Consider the following 14,104-nt stretch of genomic DNA (forward strand, 5'->3'; position numbering starts at 1 on the left):
GCGGCGATGCCCGCGAGCACCGGCGCGCGGCGCGCAAGCGGGCGGCGAAGGGCCGGAAGCTGGTGCAGGAGCAGGGGCGCGATGGCGAACTGTCCGAAATCGCCGCCTTCCTTTTCGATATCGCGTGGCGGAGCGACAGGCGCCCCGACAGCGCGGCGCAGCGCGCGGCTTTGGGCGAAGCCGAACGGACGCGGGCGGGACTCGGCGCCGACGAGCGCGCACGCATCGATGTCGCGCAGCCTGCGGTATTCGACGCATTCGAACGGGTGTCGAAGGCGTGGCGCGCGCTGAAGGTTGGAGAGGCGCTGACCCTCGAGTGGCCGTCGGGGTACCTGATTTGAATCGTCACCCCGGACTCGATCCGGGGGCCATTCGGGAGGCGTGGTTGTAGATCCCGGATCAAGTCCGGGATGACGAAGAGAACGGGATCGTTTCCTTCAAACCGGATGCACTCAGCCCATCGGGTAGAGGATGTCCCTGCTGACCTGGTGCAGCGCCTTCATCACATCGTCGCCGAGCACCAGTTCCATCGCGTCGAGAATCGGCTGGACCTGATCGTCGGCGCTCACTCCCACGATCGTCGAGGCGACGAAGTCGTGCTGTTTCGACCACGCGGTGGCCATCGTCACCGGATGCAGGTCTGCTTCTTTCGCGATTTTCAGATAGCGTTCGGTCGCGGCGAGGCTCTTTTCGTTGACGAAGCGGCGGCCCATCGCGGCCTGCCGGCCTTCCATCTGGAGGTAGCGCGAGAAGCGGGCGCCTTCAGGGGTCGCGCCGCCCTGATATTTGCCCGACAATACCCCGCCCGCGAGCGGCGAATAGGGGATCAGGCTGACGCCTTCCTGCCGGCAGACCTGCGCCAGCTCGTCCTCGAAGCGGCGGTTGTTGAGGCTGAAATTATTCTGGATCGTCTGATAGCGCGCGCCGCCCAGCCTCTCCGACGCGGCGAGCGATTTCATCAGCCCCCAGCTCGTCTCGTTCGAGCAGCCGAGGATGCGGACCTTGCCGATGCGGACAAGCTCGTCGAGCGCGTCCATCATCTCGTCATGGGGCGCGTCATGGTCGGGCCAGTGCGTCTGGTAGAGATCGATATAATCGGTCTGCAGCCGCGTCAGGCTGTCGTCGACCGCCTGCATGATATTCTTGCGGTCGAGCGCGGTCATGCCGCTGCGACACGGCGACCTGAACCAGACGTGGCTCGGTCCCGATACCTTGGTCGCCAGGATGATCGCGTCGCGCGGCTTGGTCTTCATCCAGCGCCCGACGATTTCCTCGGTGCGGCCGACCCATTTGATATCGGGCGGAACCGGATAGCCTTCGGCGGTGTCGTAGAAGTTGATCCCCGCATCGAAGCAGCGGTCGAGGATGCGGAACGCTTCGGCCTCGTCGGTCTGGCTGCCGAAGGTCATCGTTCCCATGCAGATGTCGGACACATGGATGGCACTTTTGCCGAGGCGGCGGCTTTGCATGCTCTTGTTCTCCGGTCGGAAGAGGGGAGCGCCGTCCATAGGTTGCGAACCGCAACCTTGCAATCAGATCAGCAGCGCGAGCGATCCCACCAGCAGCGCGGCCATCGTCCAGTTGAACGCCCGGAGCCGCGCCGGGCTCGACAGCCAGCCGCGCAGCGACACGCCCATCACCGCCCACAGGCTGGTCGAAGGGAGGTTGATGATGCCGAAGACCACGGCGACGAGCAGCACCGCGCCGAAATTGCGGTCGGGAGCGTAAAGCGCGATCGCGCTCAGGGCCATCGACCACGCCTTGGGATTGACCCACTGGAACATCACGGCCTGGAAAAAGCTCATCGGCTTGCCGCGCGCGCTGCCCGCGGTATCGGGCGCGGCGGCATTGGCGATTTTCCACGCCAGCCAGAGCAGATAGGCGACGCTCACCACCTTGAGCGCGATGTTGAGTACAGGGAAAAGATCGAACAGCCCCATCAGCCCGACGCCGACCAAAACGATCATCAGGGTGAAGCCGATGCCGACGCCGAGCGCGTGCGGGACGGTGCGGCGCAGCCCGAAATTGGCGCCCGATGCCATCAGCATCATATTGTTCGGTCCCGGCGTGATCGACGAGACGAGCGCGAAGGCAGAGAGCGCGGCGAGGGTGGTCTGTTCCATGCACGCAATATAATGCGTTCAGGCAGAGATGGATTGCAAAGATCGCCCGCAATCGGATAGATTATGCAATCCATGATCAAAATCGACGCCATTGGCCGCAAGATATTGCGCGAACTGACGCATGACGGGCGAATCCCGAACATCGAGCTCGCCGAGCGTGTCGGTCTTTCGCCGTCTGCCTGCCTGCGCCGCGTGCAGGAGCTCGAACGCAGCGGGATCATCAAGGGCTATCGTGCGGTGATCGACCCTGCGAAGCTCGGGCTGACCTTCCTCGCCTATGTCACCGTCGGCCTGTCGTCGCACACCAAGAAGTCGCAGGCGGGGTTCGAGGCGGCAATGGCCGAGGCGCCCGAGGTGCGCGAGTGCCACAATATCACCGGCACGATCGAATATCTGCTGCGCGTCGAAACCGAGGATCTCGCTTCGTACAAGCATTTCCACACCGAAGTGCTCGGCGTGCTGCCGCAGGTCCATTCGATCACCACCTATGTGCTGATGGACTCGCCGAAGGACGAGCGGGCATAGATTTTCTTCGTGCGGCCCGCGAAGGGGTGAGGTTGAACCACGACCACCGCCACCGCATATCCGTTTCATGACGAAACTCTCTTTCCTCGACCTCGTGCCCGTCACCGATACCGGCACAATCGCAGAGGCGCTCGCCAACGCCGCCGACCTCGCCCGTCACGCCGAGGCGCTCGGTTACGAACGCTACTGGGTTGCCGAGCATCACGGCATGACGGGGATCGCGAGCGCTGCGACCTCGGTCGTGCTCGCGCATATCGGGCAGGCGACCAGGAGCATCCGTATCGGCTCGGCCGGCATCATGCTGCCCAATCATGCCCCGATGGTGATCGCCGAACAGTTCGGGACGCTCGAGGCGCTCTTCCCCGGCCGCGTCGATCTGGGTCTGGGGCGCGCGCCGGGATCGGATCAGCGCGTCGCGCGCGCCCTGCGCCGTACGCTTGCCAGCGACGAACGCCAGTTTCCGCAGGATGTGCTGGAATTGCAGGCGTTTCTGGCGGGCGATGAACAGCTCGGCATCATCGCGGTTCCGGGCGCGGGCACGCATATCCCGCTGTGGATGCTGGGCTCCAGCACCTTTGGCGCGCAGCTCGCGGCGATGCTCGGGCTGCCCTATGCCTTTGCCAGCCATTTCGCGCCCGACGCGCTCGACGAAGCACTCGAAATCTATCGCCGCCAGTTCAAGCCGTCGGCGCAGCTTGCCGAACCCTATGCTGCCGCCGCCTTCAACGTGTTTGCCGCCGATACGCGCGAAGAGGCCGAACTGCTCGCCTCGTCGCAGCAGCAGGCGTTCGTCGCGCTGCGTACGGGCAATCCGGGCAGGATGAAGCCGCCGCTCGCAGGCTATAAGGACAGCCTGCCGCCCAACGCGCGCGCGATCCTCGACCATGTTCTCCAATGCTCCGCCGTGGGCACGGTCGACGATGTCGCGCAGGGCCTGAAGGCCTTTCAGGCGCGCACCGGCGTCGACGAGATCGTCATTGCCTCGTCGATGTACGATCATGCCGCGCGCAAGCATTCGGTCGCGCTCGCGATGCAGGCGGCAAAGTCGCTCTAACCCCCGTGTTGACGCGCCTCCGGGAGCAGCGGTATAGGGGCGGCCCGACCAAGGGCGGCCCGTTTTGGGGTCGCCTTTTTACTTTTGACTGAAAGGTGCCTGCCATGACGATCACGCCGCTGATGCCCGTATACCCCCGGTGCGGTGTGCGTCCGGTGCGCGGCGAAGGCGCGTATCTCATCGGCGAGCGAGGCGAGCGCTATCTGGACTTCGCGAGCGGCATCGCGGTCAACCTGCTGGGCCACGGGCATCCGCATCTGACGAAGGCGATCCAGGAGCAGGCCGCGACGCTGATGCATGTGTCGAACCTTTATGGCAGCCCTCAGGGCGAAGCCTATGCCGCGCGGCTGGTCGAGAACACCTTCGCCGACACGGTGTTCCTGACGAACTCGGGCGCCGAGGCGGTCGAATGTGCGATCAAGACCGCGCGCGCCTATCATTCGAGCGCGGGCAATGGTGAAAAGCATAATCTGATCACCTTCAACAACGCGTTCCACGGCCGCACGCTCGGCACGATCTCGGCGACCAATCAGGAAAAGCTGCGCAAGGGTTTCGACCCGCTGCTGCCCGGTTTCGCCTATGCGCCGTTCGACGACATCAACGCCGCGCTCGATCTGGTCGACGACAATACCGCTGGTTTCCTTGTCGAGCCGATCCAGGGCGAGGGCGGCATCCGCCCCGCTTCGCAACCTTTCCTTCAGGCGCTCCGCGACATCTGTGACAAGCGCGACCTGATGCTGGTGTTCGACGAGGTGCAGTGCGGCGTTGCGCGCACCGGCCACCTTTATGCCTATGAGCATTTCGGCGTGACCCCCGACATCATGGCGAGCGCCAAGGGTATCGGCGGCGGCTTTCCGATGGGCGCGTGCCTTGCCACCGAAAAGGCGGCGCGCGGCATGGTCATCGGGACGCATGGTTCGACCTATGGCGGCAACCCGCTGGCCTGCGCAGCCGGACAGGCGGTGCTCGACGTCGTGCTCGAGGACGGGTTCCTTGAGCAGGTCAAGGCGACCGGCGAGCGCTTGCGCGGTGCGCTCGAGCAGTTGATCCCGAACCACGACCAGCTGTTCGACAGCGTGCGCGGCGTCGGTCTGATGCTGGGGCTCAAGCTCAATTCGGACAGCCGCGCATTCGTTGCGCATCTGCGCGACAATCACGGGCTGCTGACCGTCGCGGCGGGCGAGAATGTCGTTCGCGTGCTGCCGCCCCTCAACATCGACGACAGCCATATCGCCGAATTCATCGAGAAACTGTCAGCGGGTGCGGCGAGCTACACGCCGCCCGAGTCCTGATGGAGGGCATGATGCGGCACTTCCTGAACCTGTCCGACGCGGGCGGGGATGCCGTCGCGGCGATGCTCGCCGACGCGATCGATCGCAAGGCCGCGCGCGGCGGTTGGTCGAAGGGCAAGGTCGACGCCGACGCACCGCTCGCGGGGCATGTGCTCGCGATGGTGTTCGAGAAGAATTCGACGCGCACCCGCGCCTCGTTCGACATCGCGATCCGCCAGCTCGGCGGCACGCCGATGATCATGGACGCAGGGGTCACACAGCTCGGCCGCGGCGAGACGATCGCCGATACCGCGCGCGTGCTCTCGCGCTATGCCGATGCGATCATGATCCGCACCGACGACCATGCGAAAGTCGAAGAGCTTGCCGAATATGCCGGCGTGCCGGTGATCAACGGGCTGACCGACCTGTCCCATCCGTGCCAGATCGTCGCCGACCTGCTCACGATCGTCGAGAGCGGCAAGGCATTGCCGGGGCTTGAACTGGCGTGGCTGGGCGACGGCAATAACGTCCTCGCTTCGCTGATCGAGGCGGCGGGGCTGTTCGGTTTCCATGTCCGTGCCGGTGTCCCGCAGGGCTATGAGCCCGACGCGAGCTTTGTCGAGGCGGCGCGGGCGAAGGGGTCGCGTATCGACATCATGCGCGACGCGCGCGAAGCTGTTGCGGCCGCCGATCTTGTCGTCACCGATACGTGGGTGTCGATGGGACAGGATCATGCGCACAACAAGATCGCGGCGATGGCGCCCTATCGGGTTGACGAGCGACTGATGACGGGCGCGAAGGGCGATGCCATCTTCCTCCATTGCCTGCCCGCGCACCGCGGCGACGAGGTTGTCGACGCCGTGATCGACGGCCCGCAGTCGCGCGTGTGGGACGAAGCCGAAAATCGCGTCCATGCGCAGAAATCGATCCTGCTGTGGGCGCTCGGAAAATTGTGAGTTCGAAAGCGTGAGCGAAACGATCGAAACCTGGTTCGACCAGCCGCTGGTCTTTACCATCGCCGAGCGTCACGTGCGCGGGCGTCTCGTGCGCCTCGGGCCGGTGCTCAATACGGTCATGGCGGCGCACAGCTATCCGCCGGCGGCCGAGAAACTGCTCGCCGAAGCGCTGGTGCTGACGGTGCTGCTCGGTTCGACGCTCAAGACCAAGGGCGGGCAACTGACCTTGCAGGCACAAACCGGCGGCGGTCCGGTCGAACTGCTCGTCTGCGACTACAAGGCGGGCGAACTGCGCGGTTACCTGAAGTTCGACGCCGACCGGCTGGCCGAGGTCGGAGCCGACCCGACGCTCTTTGCGCTGTTCGGCGAGGGGTTTCTTGCGATCACCTTCGATCAGGAAACGACGGGCGAGCGGTATCAGGGCATCGTCCCGCTCGAAGGCTCGTCGATCGGCGACGCCGCCGAACATTATTTCGAACAGTCCGAGCAGATTCCGAGCCTGATCAGCCTCGCCGCGCGCCATGATGCCGAGGCGGGCTGCGTCGCGGGCGGGTTGCTCCTCCAGCACCTTCCCGAAGGCGAGGTGGGGCGCGACCGTCTGCACGTTCGCCACGACCACCCCGAATGGGAGCATGCAAAGACGATCGCGGCAACGCTGAAGGACGAGGAGTTGACCGACCCCGCGACCTCGCTGGAGACGCTTGCCTGGCGCCTTTTTCACGAGGATGAGGTGCGCGTCGAACCCGGCGTCGCGGTATCGCGCGGCTGCCGCTGCAGCACCGGCTATTTCGCCGGGGTGCTTGCGCAATTCCCCGAAACCGAGCGGGCGGAGATGGCTGACGAGAGCGGCAATGTCGTCGTCGACTGCGCTTTCTGCTCGCGCTTTTTCCCGATCCCGCTTGCCGAGATCGCGACGCATGATCGCGCCGATTAAGCGGGAGTTTCCTCGTTTTTGGGCGATGAAGCGAGGTAATTCAGCGCCAAGCGGTTGAAATCGCAGGTCCGGATTGCTAGCTAAAGCCCAACAGGGTCGCGAATTTGCTCGCTCGCGGGCGGTCAATGGATAGGTGGAATGGCGATCTTCTCTCCCATGTTGCGAATTTCCCTGATGGCGCTCGGCTTTGCGGGCGCCAGCGCGGTGCCGGCGCAGGCACCGTCGCTCGCGATGCTCGACCGGCTCGAAAAGGGAAGCTGGCAGCTGCGCGAACGCGGCAAGGATGCCGTGCTCCAGACGATATGCGTCGGCGACGCCCGGCGGATGATCCAGGTCTATCATCCGCGCGCCAGCTGCTCGCGTTACGTGATCGAGGACACGCCGAATTCGGTAACGGTCCATTATACCTGCCCGGGCGCGGGCCATGGCCGCACCAGCATCCGCAGCGAGACCAACCGCCTCGTCCAGATCGATACGCAGGGGATTGCCGACGGCAAACCCTTCTCGCAGGCGATCGAGGCGCGGCGAACCGGCGGCTGCTGATTACTGCCGCTCGCTAATCCGATATTAACCATCGGGATCTAGACAGGGGCAAGACATGCTTCGTATGTCTTCTCCCTAACGGCTTTCATGCCGAACTGGGCCGTGTGACAGGTTCGCGCGGCCCGTTTCTTTTGGCCCGTTGCAAGCCATCCGCCCCTTGCGCCGCCATGCGTGCGGGCGTATCGGGCGCCCCATGCAGGATTTAGCCGGAAAAACCCTGATCGTCCTTTTGTCGGGCGGTCTCGACTCGATGGTCTGTGCCGGGCTCGCACGCGAGGCCGGTGCACGGATCGTCGCGCTCACGGTCGATTATAACCAGCGGCACCGCGTCGAGCTCGAATCGGCGACGCGGATCGCGAAAGAGGTCGGCGCGGCCGAACATATCGTGCTGCCGCTCGATCTGCGGCGTTTCGGGGGATCGGCGCTGACCGCCGATATCGACGTGCCGAAGGACGGCGTGCCCGAAGTGGCGGGGGGCGACGCGGTGCCGGTCACCTATGTCCCTGCGCGCAACCTCATTTTCCTGTCGCTGACGCTCGGCCTCGCCGAGGCGCGGCAGGCGCAGGACATCGTGATCGGGGTCAACGCGCTCGATTATTCGGGCTATCCCGACTGCCGCCCCGAATTCATCGCGGGTTTCGAGGATCTGGCGCGGCTTGCAACGCGCGACGGCGACAGGGGCGTCGACTTTCGTATCCATGCGCCGCTGCAGCATATGACCAAGGCGGACATCGCTGCCGAAGCGGCACGGCTCGGGATGGACGCGGGAATGAGCTGGTCGTGCTACGACCCGACGCCCGAAGGGCTGCACTGCGGTTCGTGCGACAGCTGCCGGTTGCGCAGCAAGGGTTTCGCCGACGCCGGGCTCGCCGATCCGACGCGCTACGCCTGATTTCGATGAGCTACGCCGTCAAAGAGATTTTCCTCACGCTGCAGGGCGAAGGGGCGCAGGCGGGCCGCCGCGCGGTCTTTTGCCGCTTTGCCGGCTGCAATTTGTGGACGGGGCGCGAGAAGGACCGCGCCAAGGCGGTCTGCCGATTCTGCGATACCGATTTCGTGGGCACCGACGGCACGCTCGGCGCCAGATATCAGGATGCCGCGGCGCTTGCCGATGTCATCGCCGAAAGCTGGGGGCAGAAAGGTGATGACCGTTATGTGGTGCTGACCGGCGGCGAACCGATGCTGCAGGTCGACATCGCGCTGATCGACGCGCTCCATGCGCGCGGCTTCACGATCGCGATCGAAAGCAACGGTACCTTTCCGATCCCGCGCAGCATCGACTGGATCTGCGTCAGCCCCAAGGCGGGCAGCGAGCTGGTCCAGACGAGCGGCGACGAATTGAAGCTGGTCTGGCCGCAGCCGGGCAGCAACGTCGAACGGCTCGCGGCGCTCGATTTCACGCACCGGCTGGTCCAGCCGCTCGACGATCCCGACGCCGCGCAAAACGTGCAGGCGTGCATCGATCTGGTGATGGGCGATCCGCGCTGGCGCCTGTCGCTGCAGACGCACAAGAGCCTGGGGCTGCGCTAGCTCCTATTCGCCCTTTTTGGTGGCCGTATCGGCGGTAACCGCCTGCTTTGCAGCAGGGGCGGGGACGGCTTCGGGGTTTTCGGTGTCGCCTTCGGGTTCGGCCGCGTCTTCCGCGTCCTCGTTGGCCGCCTTATTCTTCGTGCCGTCGTCGGGGATGCTGTTGTCGACCGCGGTGCCGTCGACGCTCGCGTCGTCGAGAATGATCATCGAATCGCTGACCGAGCCGGGCTGGACTTCGACCGCGTCGAGCTTGGTCGTCGATTTGCCGGCCGGATCGCTGCCGCCGCAGGCCGCGAGCGAAAGAGCGAGGAGCGAAGCAAGGGATATCCGGATCATGCGCCGTTCCTAGTCGTTCGGTCCAAGCTTGTCGAGAAAGGCGGAGGCGGTTTGCGCCAGCGCCGCGTCGACGTCGGCGAAGGTCGCCGGCTTGCCGAGCGCGACGAGGCTGGTGACCGGAAATTCGGCGATGCCGCACGGAACGATGCCGCCGAAATGCGCAAGGTCGGGCGCGACGTTCAGCGAAAAGCCGTGCATCGTCACCCAGCGCTTCACGCGCACGCCGATCGCACCGATCTTCGCCTCGCGGCCCTGTGCGTCGTCGGTCCAGATGCCGATGCGGCCCTCGGCGCGCCGCGCCTCGACGCCGAGCAGTCCGAGCGCGTCGATCACCCAGCCTTCGAGTGCCGAGACATAGGCGCGCACATCGCGCCCGCGCCGCGTCAGGTCGAGCTGGACATAACCGACGCGTTGCCCCGGCCCATGGTAGGTGTAGCGTCCGCCGCGACCGGCGTCATAGACCGGAAAGCGGGGATCGAGCAGTTCGGCGGGGTCGGCGCTCGTTCCGGCAGTGTAAAGCGGCGGATGCTCGAGAAACCAGATGCGCTCGCCCGCCGCGCCGGCATGAATTGCGGCGGCGCGTTCCTCCATACCGGCGAGCGCTGAGGCATAATCGGTCAGGCCCGGCGACAGGATCCATTCGGGAGAGGGGAGAGGGTTCATGCGCCCGCTATCTGGCCCCCCGCCGCGCCCCGTGCAAGGGGTTCGCGTGTGATTGGCGAGAGGGCTGGACATCGGCGCCGAAGATCGTCACGTTCCGCCGACCGGGGAACCAGAAAATGACGGGGTATCAATGATAAAATTCGACATGGGTGCGGCATGGGACGACAGTCTGGTCCTGCTGCGATCGCACTTGCCCCTGACCGCGACGATCGCCGCAGTATTCATTTTCCTGCCGAATCTCGTGCTCAGCTGGTTCGGTCCGGTCCCGATCGAGCCCGCGGCAGGCGCGTCGATGGATCAGGTCATGGCCGTTTTTCGCCAGTCGATGGGCGAGATATTGCCCTATCAGCTGCTGATCAGCGTGATCGGCGCGATCGGCGGCGTCGGCGTGTTGCGCCTGTGGCTATCGCGGACCGGCACAAGTGTCGGCGACGCGCTGATGTTCGCGGTCCGGATGATTCCGACGATGGTCGCCGTGCAGGTCATCCTGTTCGTGGTGCTGGCGCTGGCCGTTTTCCTGCTGTTCCTGCCCGGTATTGCGATCGGCGGTGGCGGCGGGATCGCGCTGGTGGCCGTCGGCCTGCTGCTTTTCGTCGGCCTTGCGGCCTATTTCTGGGGGCGTCTTTCGGTCATTTCGCCGATCATCGCCGACCGGACGGTGTATAATCCGCTCACCGCCATTCAGGAGAGCCTTGCGCTCACCAAGGGGAATGGCTGGCGGATTTTCCTGTTCATGTTCCTCGTCATCCTCGTCTTTCTGATCGCGGCGCTGATCATCGGCGGGATTGTCGGGGCGGTCGCGGGATCGGGCGAGGGCGCCGGCCGCATGCTGACGGGGCTGGTCGAGGCGGCGGTCGCGGGCATCGGCGGGCTGGTTTCGCTCGCCATTGTGGCGGCGACCTATCGCCAGTTGTCGATGACCGGTGCGCACGAAACATTCAGATAACAGATATTTCGATAACGGGGTCTGCAAGGAGTTGTCACGGATTTCGAACAGGGGAGAAACGGAATGAATCGGTTCAGTATCGGTCAGGCCTGGTCTTATGCGACCGGCTTTTTCAGCGGCCATGCCGCCAATCATGCGATCGCGTTGATCGGCATCGGCATCGTCATACCGTTCGTGCTGCAATGGCTGATCGTCGGCAATCCGATGTCGAACGCGCTCAATCCGGCGATGATGGCCGATCCGACGATGATGGCAAGCATGGGCGTGGGGCTGCTCGTCGTGTCGCTGCTGTCCTATGTCTTGCAGTTCGGAAGCTATTTTACCTCTTGGCGGCTCGGGCTGGGCTCGAATGCGGGCGACCTTCCCGGCGGATTGCGCTTCGGGATGATCGCGGCGCTGGTTCTGGTCGGGATGCTGATCGCGACGCTGATCGTCGCGGGCCTCCTTGCCTATGCCGTGACGCCATGGCTGGCGTTTCCCTTCATTCTGGTCCTGCTGCTCTATTTCGTGATCATGTATCCGGCGTTGTTCGGCTTTCTGGCGATCATATGCCTGCTGATGGCCATCTTCGGTTCGTTCGCGCTGAGTTCGATGGCGCCGATGATGGGCGGCGGAGCCGGCGGCGGGATCGGAATCCTGATCGTGGTGCTTGTCGGCTTGCTGATGCTCTGGCTCGCGGCGCGCCTCTGCTGCACCGCGCCGTCCATGGCCGACCGTGAAGAATATCTGCCGTTCGAAGCGATGAAGCGGAGCTGGGCGATGACCGCCGAAGGTCAATGGCGGATCGCCGGCTATTTTCTGCTGATCGGGGCCGTGATTCTTGTCATCGCCGTCATCCTCGCGCTGATCGTCGGCTCGGCGTTCCAGTCGATGGTGATGGGCGGCGGCGTGCCCGGCATGGGCACGATTATCCTGATGACCATATTGGTCAGCATTCCGATGGCCTATTTCACCGTCGCGATCCCGGGCGGCATCTATCGCGCGCTGGGACAGGATGATGTGAGCCAGGTCTTTACCTGACCGGCCCGGATAACGGAAACGAAAGGGCGCTCCGGAAACGGGCGCCCTTTTTTGTTTCAGTTCAGGCCCATTTGGCGAGCGGCGGCAGGCTCATCAGGATTGCGTCGATGTTTCCCCCGGTCTTCAGCCCGAACAAGGTACCGCGATCGTAGACGAGGTTGAATTCGGCATAGCGGCCGCGCCAGACAAGCTGTGCCTCGCGTTCGGCGTCGGTAAAGGGCAAGCCCATCCGACGACGCACGATTTGGGGAAAGATGTCGAGAAAGGCTTCGCCGACCGCCTGCGTGAGCTGGAAATTGCGATCGAACTCGGCATCGTCGCCGCATTCGAGATGATCGTAGAAGATGCCCCCGACGCCGCGATGAACCCCGCGATGCGGAATATAGAAATAATCCTCGGCCCATTTGGCATAACGTTCATAGACGTCGGGGCCGAAGGGCGCGCACGCCGCGCGCAGCCTTGCGTGAAAGGCGTCGGTATCCTCTTGGTAGGGGATCGGGGGGTTCAGGTCGGCGCCGCCGCCGAACCAGCGCTTCGTCGTTGCGAGGAAGCGCGTGTTCATGTGCACCGCGGGAACATGCGGGTTCGCCATATGCGCGACGAGGCTGATTCCCGTCGCGAAGAAGCTGGGATCCTCGCCGGCGCCGTGGATCGACTGCGCGAAGTCGGGCGCGAACTCGCCCGCGACGGTCGACACGTTGACGCCGACTTTTTCGAACACCTGTCCCGTCATCACCCCGCGCACCCCGCCGCCGCCTTCGCCTGGCGTCAGTCCGTCGGCCTCGCGGTCCCACGGGGTATAGGCAAAGCGCGCATCGCTGCCCGCTTCGGCCTCGATCGCCTCGAATTCGGCGCAGATCCGGTCGCGCAGCGATTCGAACCAGGTGCGGGCCGTCTGTTGCTGCGGGTCGAGCGAGATCATGCGGGAAAGCCTTTCGTTTGTCTGAGCGCTTCGGCGAGCGCGATGCCAGCGGCGACGGCGACATTCAAGGAGCGAAAGCCCGCGCGCATCGGAATCGCGACCCGTGCGTCCACCTTATCATGAACATGCGGCGGCACACCGGAGGATTCGGCGCCGAGCAGCAGCACATCGCCGGATTCGAAAGGGAAAGAGGGGAGCGGCGTCGCGCCTGCGGTTGTCATCAGCACGAGCCGCTTTCCCGCGCCGACGCTCCAGTCCAGGAAGCTGCTCCAGTCGGCGTGACGCGTGATGCTGGCACGCACGGCATAGTCCATTCCGGCCCGCTTCAGCGCCGCCTCGCCGAAGGGAAAGCCGCACGGTTCGATAATATGCGCGGGCACGCCGAAACAGGCGGCAGTGCGCAGCGTCGTGCCGACATTTCCGGCGATATCCGGCTGAAACAGGGCGATTTCCATCGCTGGCCCATAACCCGCAGGGTCGAATGAATCGAGAGGCTTTGCTCTTGCCTCCGGGTACATTGACGGAAGCGGAAATTGACTGTTGGCAAGCCTCCTATGTGTCGCTATCAGGCCCGCAATTCCCGGAGGGGCCGCCGGGGCGCGCCTTTTCGTGCGTGCGCAATCGGGGCGGCCTGCCTTTCCGGGAACTTTGTTAGTTCACCCATGCAAGGGCAGTCGAATGGCCAGTGAATCTGAACTCAACGCCGGTATCGAGGATGGCGTACGCCGCCGGGATTTCATCAATATTGCGGCGGTGAGTTTCGCTGGTGTCGGTGCGGTCGCGGTGGTGCTGCCGCTGGTCAACCAGATGAACCCGTCGGCCGACGTGCTCGCGCTGTCGACGACCGAGATCGACATTTCGGCGATCCAGCCCGGTCAGGCGATCAAGACCAGCTGGCGCAAGCAGCCGGTGTTCGTTCGCAACCTCGTCGCCAAGGAAATCGCGGAAGCCAAGGCCGTACCGCTGGGCGACCTGCGCGATCCCGAAACGATCGATCAGCGTACCAAGCCCGGCAAGGAAAACTGGCTGATCACGCTCGGCGTCTGCACCCACCTCGGCTGCGTGCCGCTCGGTGCGGCCGAGGGCGAGAACAAGGGTGATTTCGGCGGCTATTTCTGCCCGTGCCACGGTTCGCACTACGACACCGCGGCGCGCATCCGTAAGGGCCCGGCACCCAAGAATCTGGTTGTGCCGCCCTATGAATTCAACAGCGACACCGTCGTGACGATCGGCTGAGGAGCGAGATAAGATGAGCTTTCCCTGGGCCAAACCCTATGAGCC

At 64.5% G+C, this 14,104-nt stretch carries 18 protein-coding genes; 12 read left to right on the forward strand and 6 right to left on the reverse strand.

The genetic code is table 11. The features are described from left to right. The coding region (locus tag VN047_RS00605) for a hypothetical protein (RefSeq protein ID WP_325538968.1) at positions 1–341 on the forward strand (341 nt) is incomplete at its 5' end. Positions 342–452: 111 nt separating this feature from the next. On the opposite strand, the gene VN047_RS00610 is transcribed toward VN047_RS00605, so the two are convergent. Both VN047_RS00610 and VN047_RS00615 read right to left on the reverse strand, forming a co-directional pair. Continuing rightward, positions 453–1,469: an aldo/keto reductase gene (locus tag VN047_RS00610; protein WP_325538970.1), complete on the reverse strand. Its 1,017-nt coding sequence runs from the start codon at positions 1,467–1,469 to the stop codon at positions 453–455. A gap of 63 nt (positions 1,470–1,532) precedes the next feature. Beyond that, positions 1,533–2,123 (reverse strand): LysE family translocator, encoded by a 591-nt coding sequence (locus tag VN047_RS00615; RefSeq protein ID WP_325538972.1) that lies wholly within the window; start codon positions 2,121–2,123, stop codon positions 1,533–1,535. Positions 2,124–2,195: 72 nt separating this feature from the next. On the opposite strand from VN047_RS00615, the gene VN047_RS00620 reads away from it, so the two are divergent. The 8 genes from VN047_RS00620 to queE all read left to right on the forward strand — a co-directional run bounded on the left by VN047_RS00620 (position 2,196) and on the right by queE (position 8,936). Continuing rightward, positions 2,196–2,648 (forward strand): Lrp/AsnC family transcriptional regulator, encoded by a 453-nt coding sequence (locus VN047_RS00620; RefSeq protein ID WP_325538974.1) that lies wholly within the window; start codon positions 2,196–2,198, stop codon positions 2,646–2,648. Between the two features lie 67 nt (positions 2,649–2,715). Continuing rightward, positions 2,716–3,702 (forward strand): LLM class flavin-dependent oxidoreductase, encoded by a 987-nt coding sequence (locus tag VN047_RS00625; protein ID WP_325538976.1) that lies wholly within the window; start codon positions 2,716–2,718, stop codon positions 3,700–3,702. 104 nt (positions 3,703–3,806) lie between these two features. Next, complete coding sequence (locus tag VN047_RS00630) at positions 3,807–4,994, forward strand: aspartate aminotransferase family protein (protein WP_325538978.1); 1,188 nt, start codon at positions 3,807–3,809, stop codon at positions 4,992–4,994. 8 nt (positions 4,995–5,002) lie between these two features. Continuing rightward, positions 5,003–5,929 (forward strand): ornithine carbamoyltransferase, encoded by a 927-nt coding sequence (gene argF, locus VN047_RS00635; protein WP_325538980.1) that lies wholly within the window; start codon positions 5,003–5,005, stop codon positions 5,927–5,929. A gap of 10 nt (positions 5,930–5,939) precedes the next feature. Beyond that, positions 5,940–6,863 carry an Hsp33 family molecular chaperone HslO gene (locus tag VN047_RS00640; protein ID WP_325538982.1) on the forward strand — a complete coding sequence of 308 codons (924 nt, stop codon included), beginning with the start codon at positions 5,940–5,942 and terminating at the stop codon, positions 6,861–6,863. 156 nt (positions 6,864–7,019) lie between these two features. Further along, on the forward strand, positions 7,020–7,406 hold the full coding sequence (locus VN047_RS00645) for a hypothetical protein (RefSeq protein WP_325538984.1): 387 nt from the start codon (positions 7,020–7,022) through the stop codon (positions 7,404–7,406). Positions 7,407–7,599: 193 nt separating this feature from the next. Then, positions 7,600–8,298, forward strand: a complete 699-nt coding sequence (queC, locus tag VN047_RS00650) for a 7-cyano-7-deazaguanine synthase QueC (protein ID WP_325538986.1) — start codon at positions 7,600–7,602, stop codon at positions 8,296–8,298. Between the two features lie 5 nt (positions 8,299–8,303). Beyond that, complete coding sequence (queE, locus tag VN047_RS00655) at positions 8,304–8,936, forward strand: 7-carboxy-7-deazaguanine synthase (protein ID WP_325538988.1); 633 nt, start codon at positions 8,304–8,306, stop codon at positions 8,934–8,936. Between the two features lie 3 nt (positions 8,937–8,939). On the opposite strand, the gene VN047_RS00660 is transcribed toward queE, so the two are convergent. Continuing rightward, positions 8,940–9,272, reverse strand: a complete 333-nt coding sequence (locus VN047_RS00660) for a hypothetical protein (protein WP_325538990.1) — start codon at positions 9,270–9,272, stop codon at positions 8,940–8,942. A 9-nt stretch (positions 9,273–9,281) separates the two neighbouring features. Then, on the reverse strand, positions 9,282–9,935 hold the full coding sequence (gene lipB / locus VN047_RS00665; RefSeq protein WP_325538992.1) for a lipoyl(octanoyl) transferase LipB: 654 nt from the start codon (positions 9,933–9,935) through the stop codon (positions 9,282–9,284). A 130-nt stretch (positions 9,936–10,065) separates the two neighbouring features. On the opposite strand from lipB, the gene VN047_RS00670 reads away from it, so the two are divergent. Both VN047_RS00670 and VN047_RS00675 read left to right on the forward strand, forming a co-directional pair. Beyond that, positions 10,066–10,881 carry a hypothetical protein gene (locus tag VN047_RS00670; RefSeq protein WP_325538994.1) on the forward strand — a complete coding sequence of 272 codons (816 nt, stop codon included), beginning with the start codon at positions 10,066–10,068 and terminating at the stop codon, positions 10,879–10,881. A gap of 63 nt (positions 10,882–10,944) precedes the next feature. Beyond that, entirely contained in the window at positions 10,945–11,901 is a 957-nt protein-coding gene (locus VN047_RS00675; RefSeq protein WP_325538996.1) for a glycerophosphoryl diester phosphodiesterase membrane domain-containing protein, read from the forward strand. 61 nt (positions 11,902–11,962) lie between these two features. Here the strand turns inward: VN047_RS00675 and hemF are convergent, their stop codons facing one another. Together hemF and VN047_RS00685 are read right to left on the reverse strand one after the other, a co-directional pair. After that, entirely contained in the window at positions 11,963–12,823 is an 861-nt protein-coding gene (hemF, locus tag VN047_RS00680; RefSeq protein WP_325538998.1) for an oxygen-dependent coproporphyrinogen oxidase, read from the reverse strand. Further along, a complete protein-coding gene (locus VN047_RS00685; protein WP_325539000.1) occupies positions 12,820–13,278 on the reverse strand; it encodes a tRNA (cytidine(34)-2'-O)-methyltransferase in 459 nt (152 codons plus the stop codon). The genes hemF and VN047_RS00685 overlap by 4 nt, the downstream gene beginning before the upstream one ends. 223 nt (positions 13,279–13,501) lie before the next feature. Between VN047_RS00685 and petA the strand changes: the two genes are divergently transcribed. Next, a complete protein-coding gene (gene petA / locus VN047_RS00690) occupies positions 13,502–14,059 on the forward strand; it encodes a ubiquinol-cytochrome c reductase iron-sulfur subunit (RefSeq protein WP_325539002.1) in 558 nt (185 codons plus the stop codon). Positions 14,060–14,104: the final 45 nt, after the last annotated feature.

It is taken from the genome of Sphingopyxis sp., from assembly GCF_035565275.1.
Taxonomy (GTDB): Bacteria; Pseudomonadota; Alphaproteobacteria; order Sphingomonadales; family Sphingomonadaceae; genus Sphingopyxis.

Coding starts and splice junctions, on each gene's coding strand:
- lipB (WP_325538992.1), bottom strand. CDS start 9,935: ATGAACCCTCTCCCCTCTCCCGAATGGATCCTGTCGCCGGGCCTGACC.
- VN047_RS00615 (WP_325538972.1), bottom strand. CDS start 2,123: ATGGAACAGACCACCCTCGCCGCGCTCTCTGCCTTCGCGCTCGTCTCG.
- VN047_RS00620 (WP_325538974.1), top strand. CDS start 2,196: ATGATCAAAATCGACGCCATTGGCCGCAAGATATTGCGCGAACTGACG.
- VN047_RS00610 (WP_325538970.1), bottom strand. CDS start 1,469: ATGCAAAGCCGCCGCCTCGGCAAAAGTGCCATCCATGTGTCCGACATC.
- queE (WP_325538988.1), top strand. CDS start 8,304: ATGAGCTACGCCGTCAAAGAGATTTTCCTCACGCTGCAGGGCGAAGGG.
- hemF (WP_325538998.1), bottom strand. CDS start 12,823: ATGATCTCGCTCGACCCGCAGCAACAGACGGCCCGCACCTGGTTCGAA.
- queC (WP_325538986.1), top strand. CDS start 7,600: ATGCAGGATTTAGCCGGAAAAACCCTGATCGTCCTTTTGTCGGGCGGT.
- VN047_RS00645 (WP_325538984.1), top strand. CDS start 7,020: ATGTTGCGAATTTCCCTGATGGCGCTCGGCTTTGCGGGCGCCAGCGCG.
- VN047_RS00670 (WP_325538994.1), top strand. CDS start 10,066: ATGATAAAATTCGACATGGGTGCGGCATGGGACGACAGTCTGGTCCTG.
- VN047_RS00685 (WP_325539000.1), bottom strand. CDS start 13,278: ATGGAAATCGCCCTGTTTCAGCCGGATATCGCCGGAAATGTCGGCACG.
- VN047_RS00625 (WP_325538976.1), top strand. CDS start 2,716: ATGACGAAACTCTCTTTCCTCGACCTCGTGCCCGTCACCGATACCGGC.
- VN047_RS00660 (WP_325538990.1), bottom strand. CDS start 9,272: ATGATCCGGATATCCCTTGCTTCGCTCCTCGCTCTTTCGCTCGCGGCC.
- argF (WP_325538980.1), top strand. CDS start 5,003: ATGATGCGGCACTTCCTGAACCTGTCCGACGCGGGCGGGGATGCCGTC.
- VN047_RS00630 (WP_325538978.1), top strand. CDS start 3,807: ATGACGATCACGCCGCTGATGCCCGTATACCCCCGGTGCGGTGTGCGT.
- petA (WP_325539002.1), top strand. CDS start 13,502: ATGGCCAGTGAATCTGAACTCAACGCCGGTATCGAGGATGGCGTACGC.
- VN047_RS00675 (WP_325538996.1), top strand. CDS start 10,945: ATGAATCGGTTCAGTATCGGTCAGGCCTGGTCTTATGCGACCGGCTTT.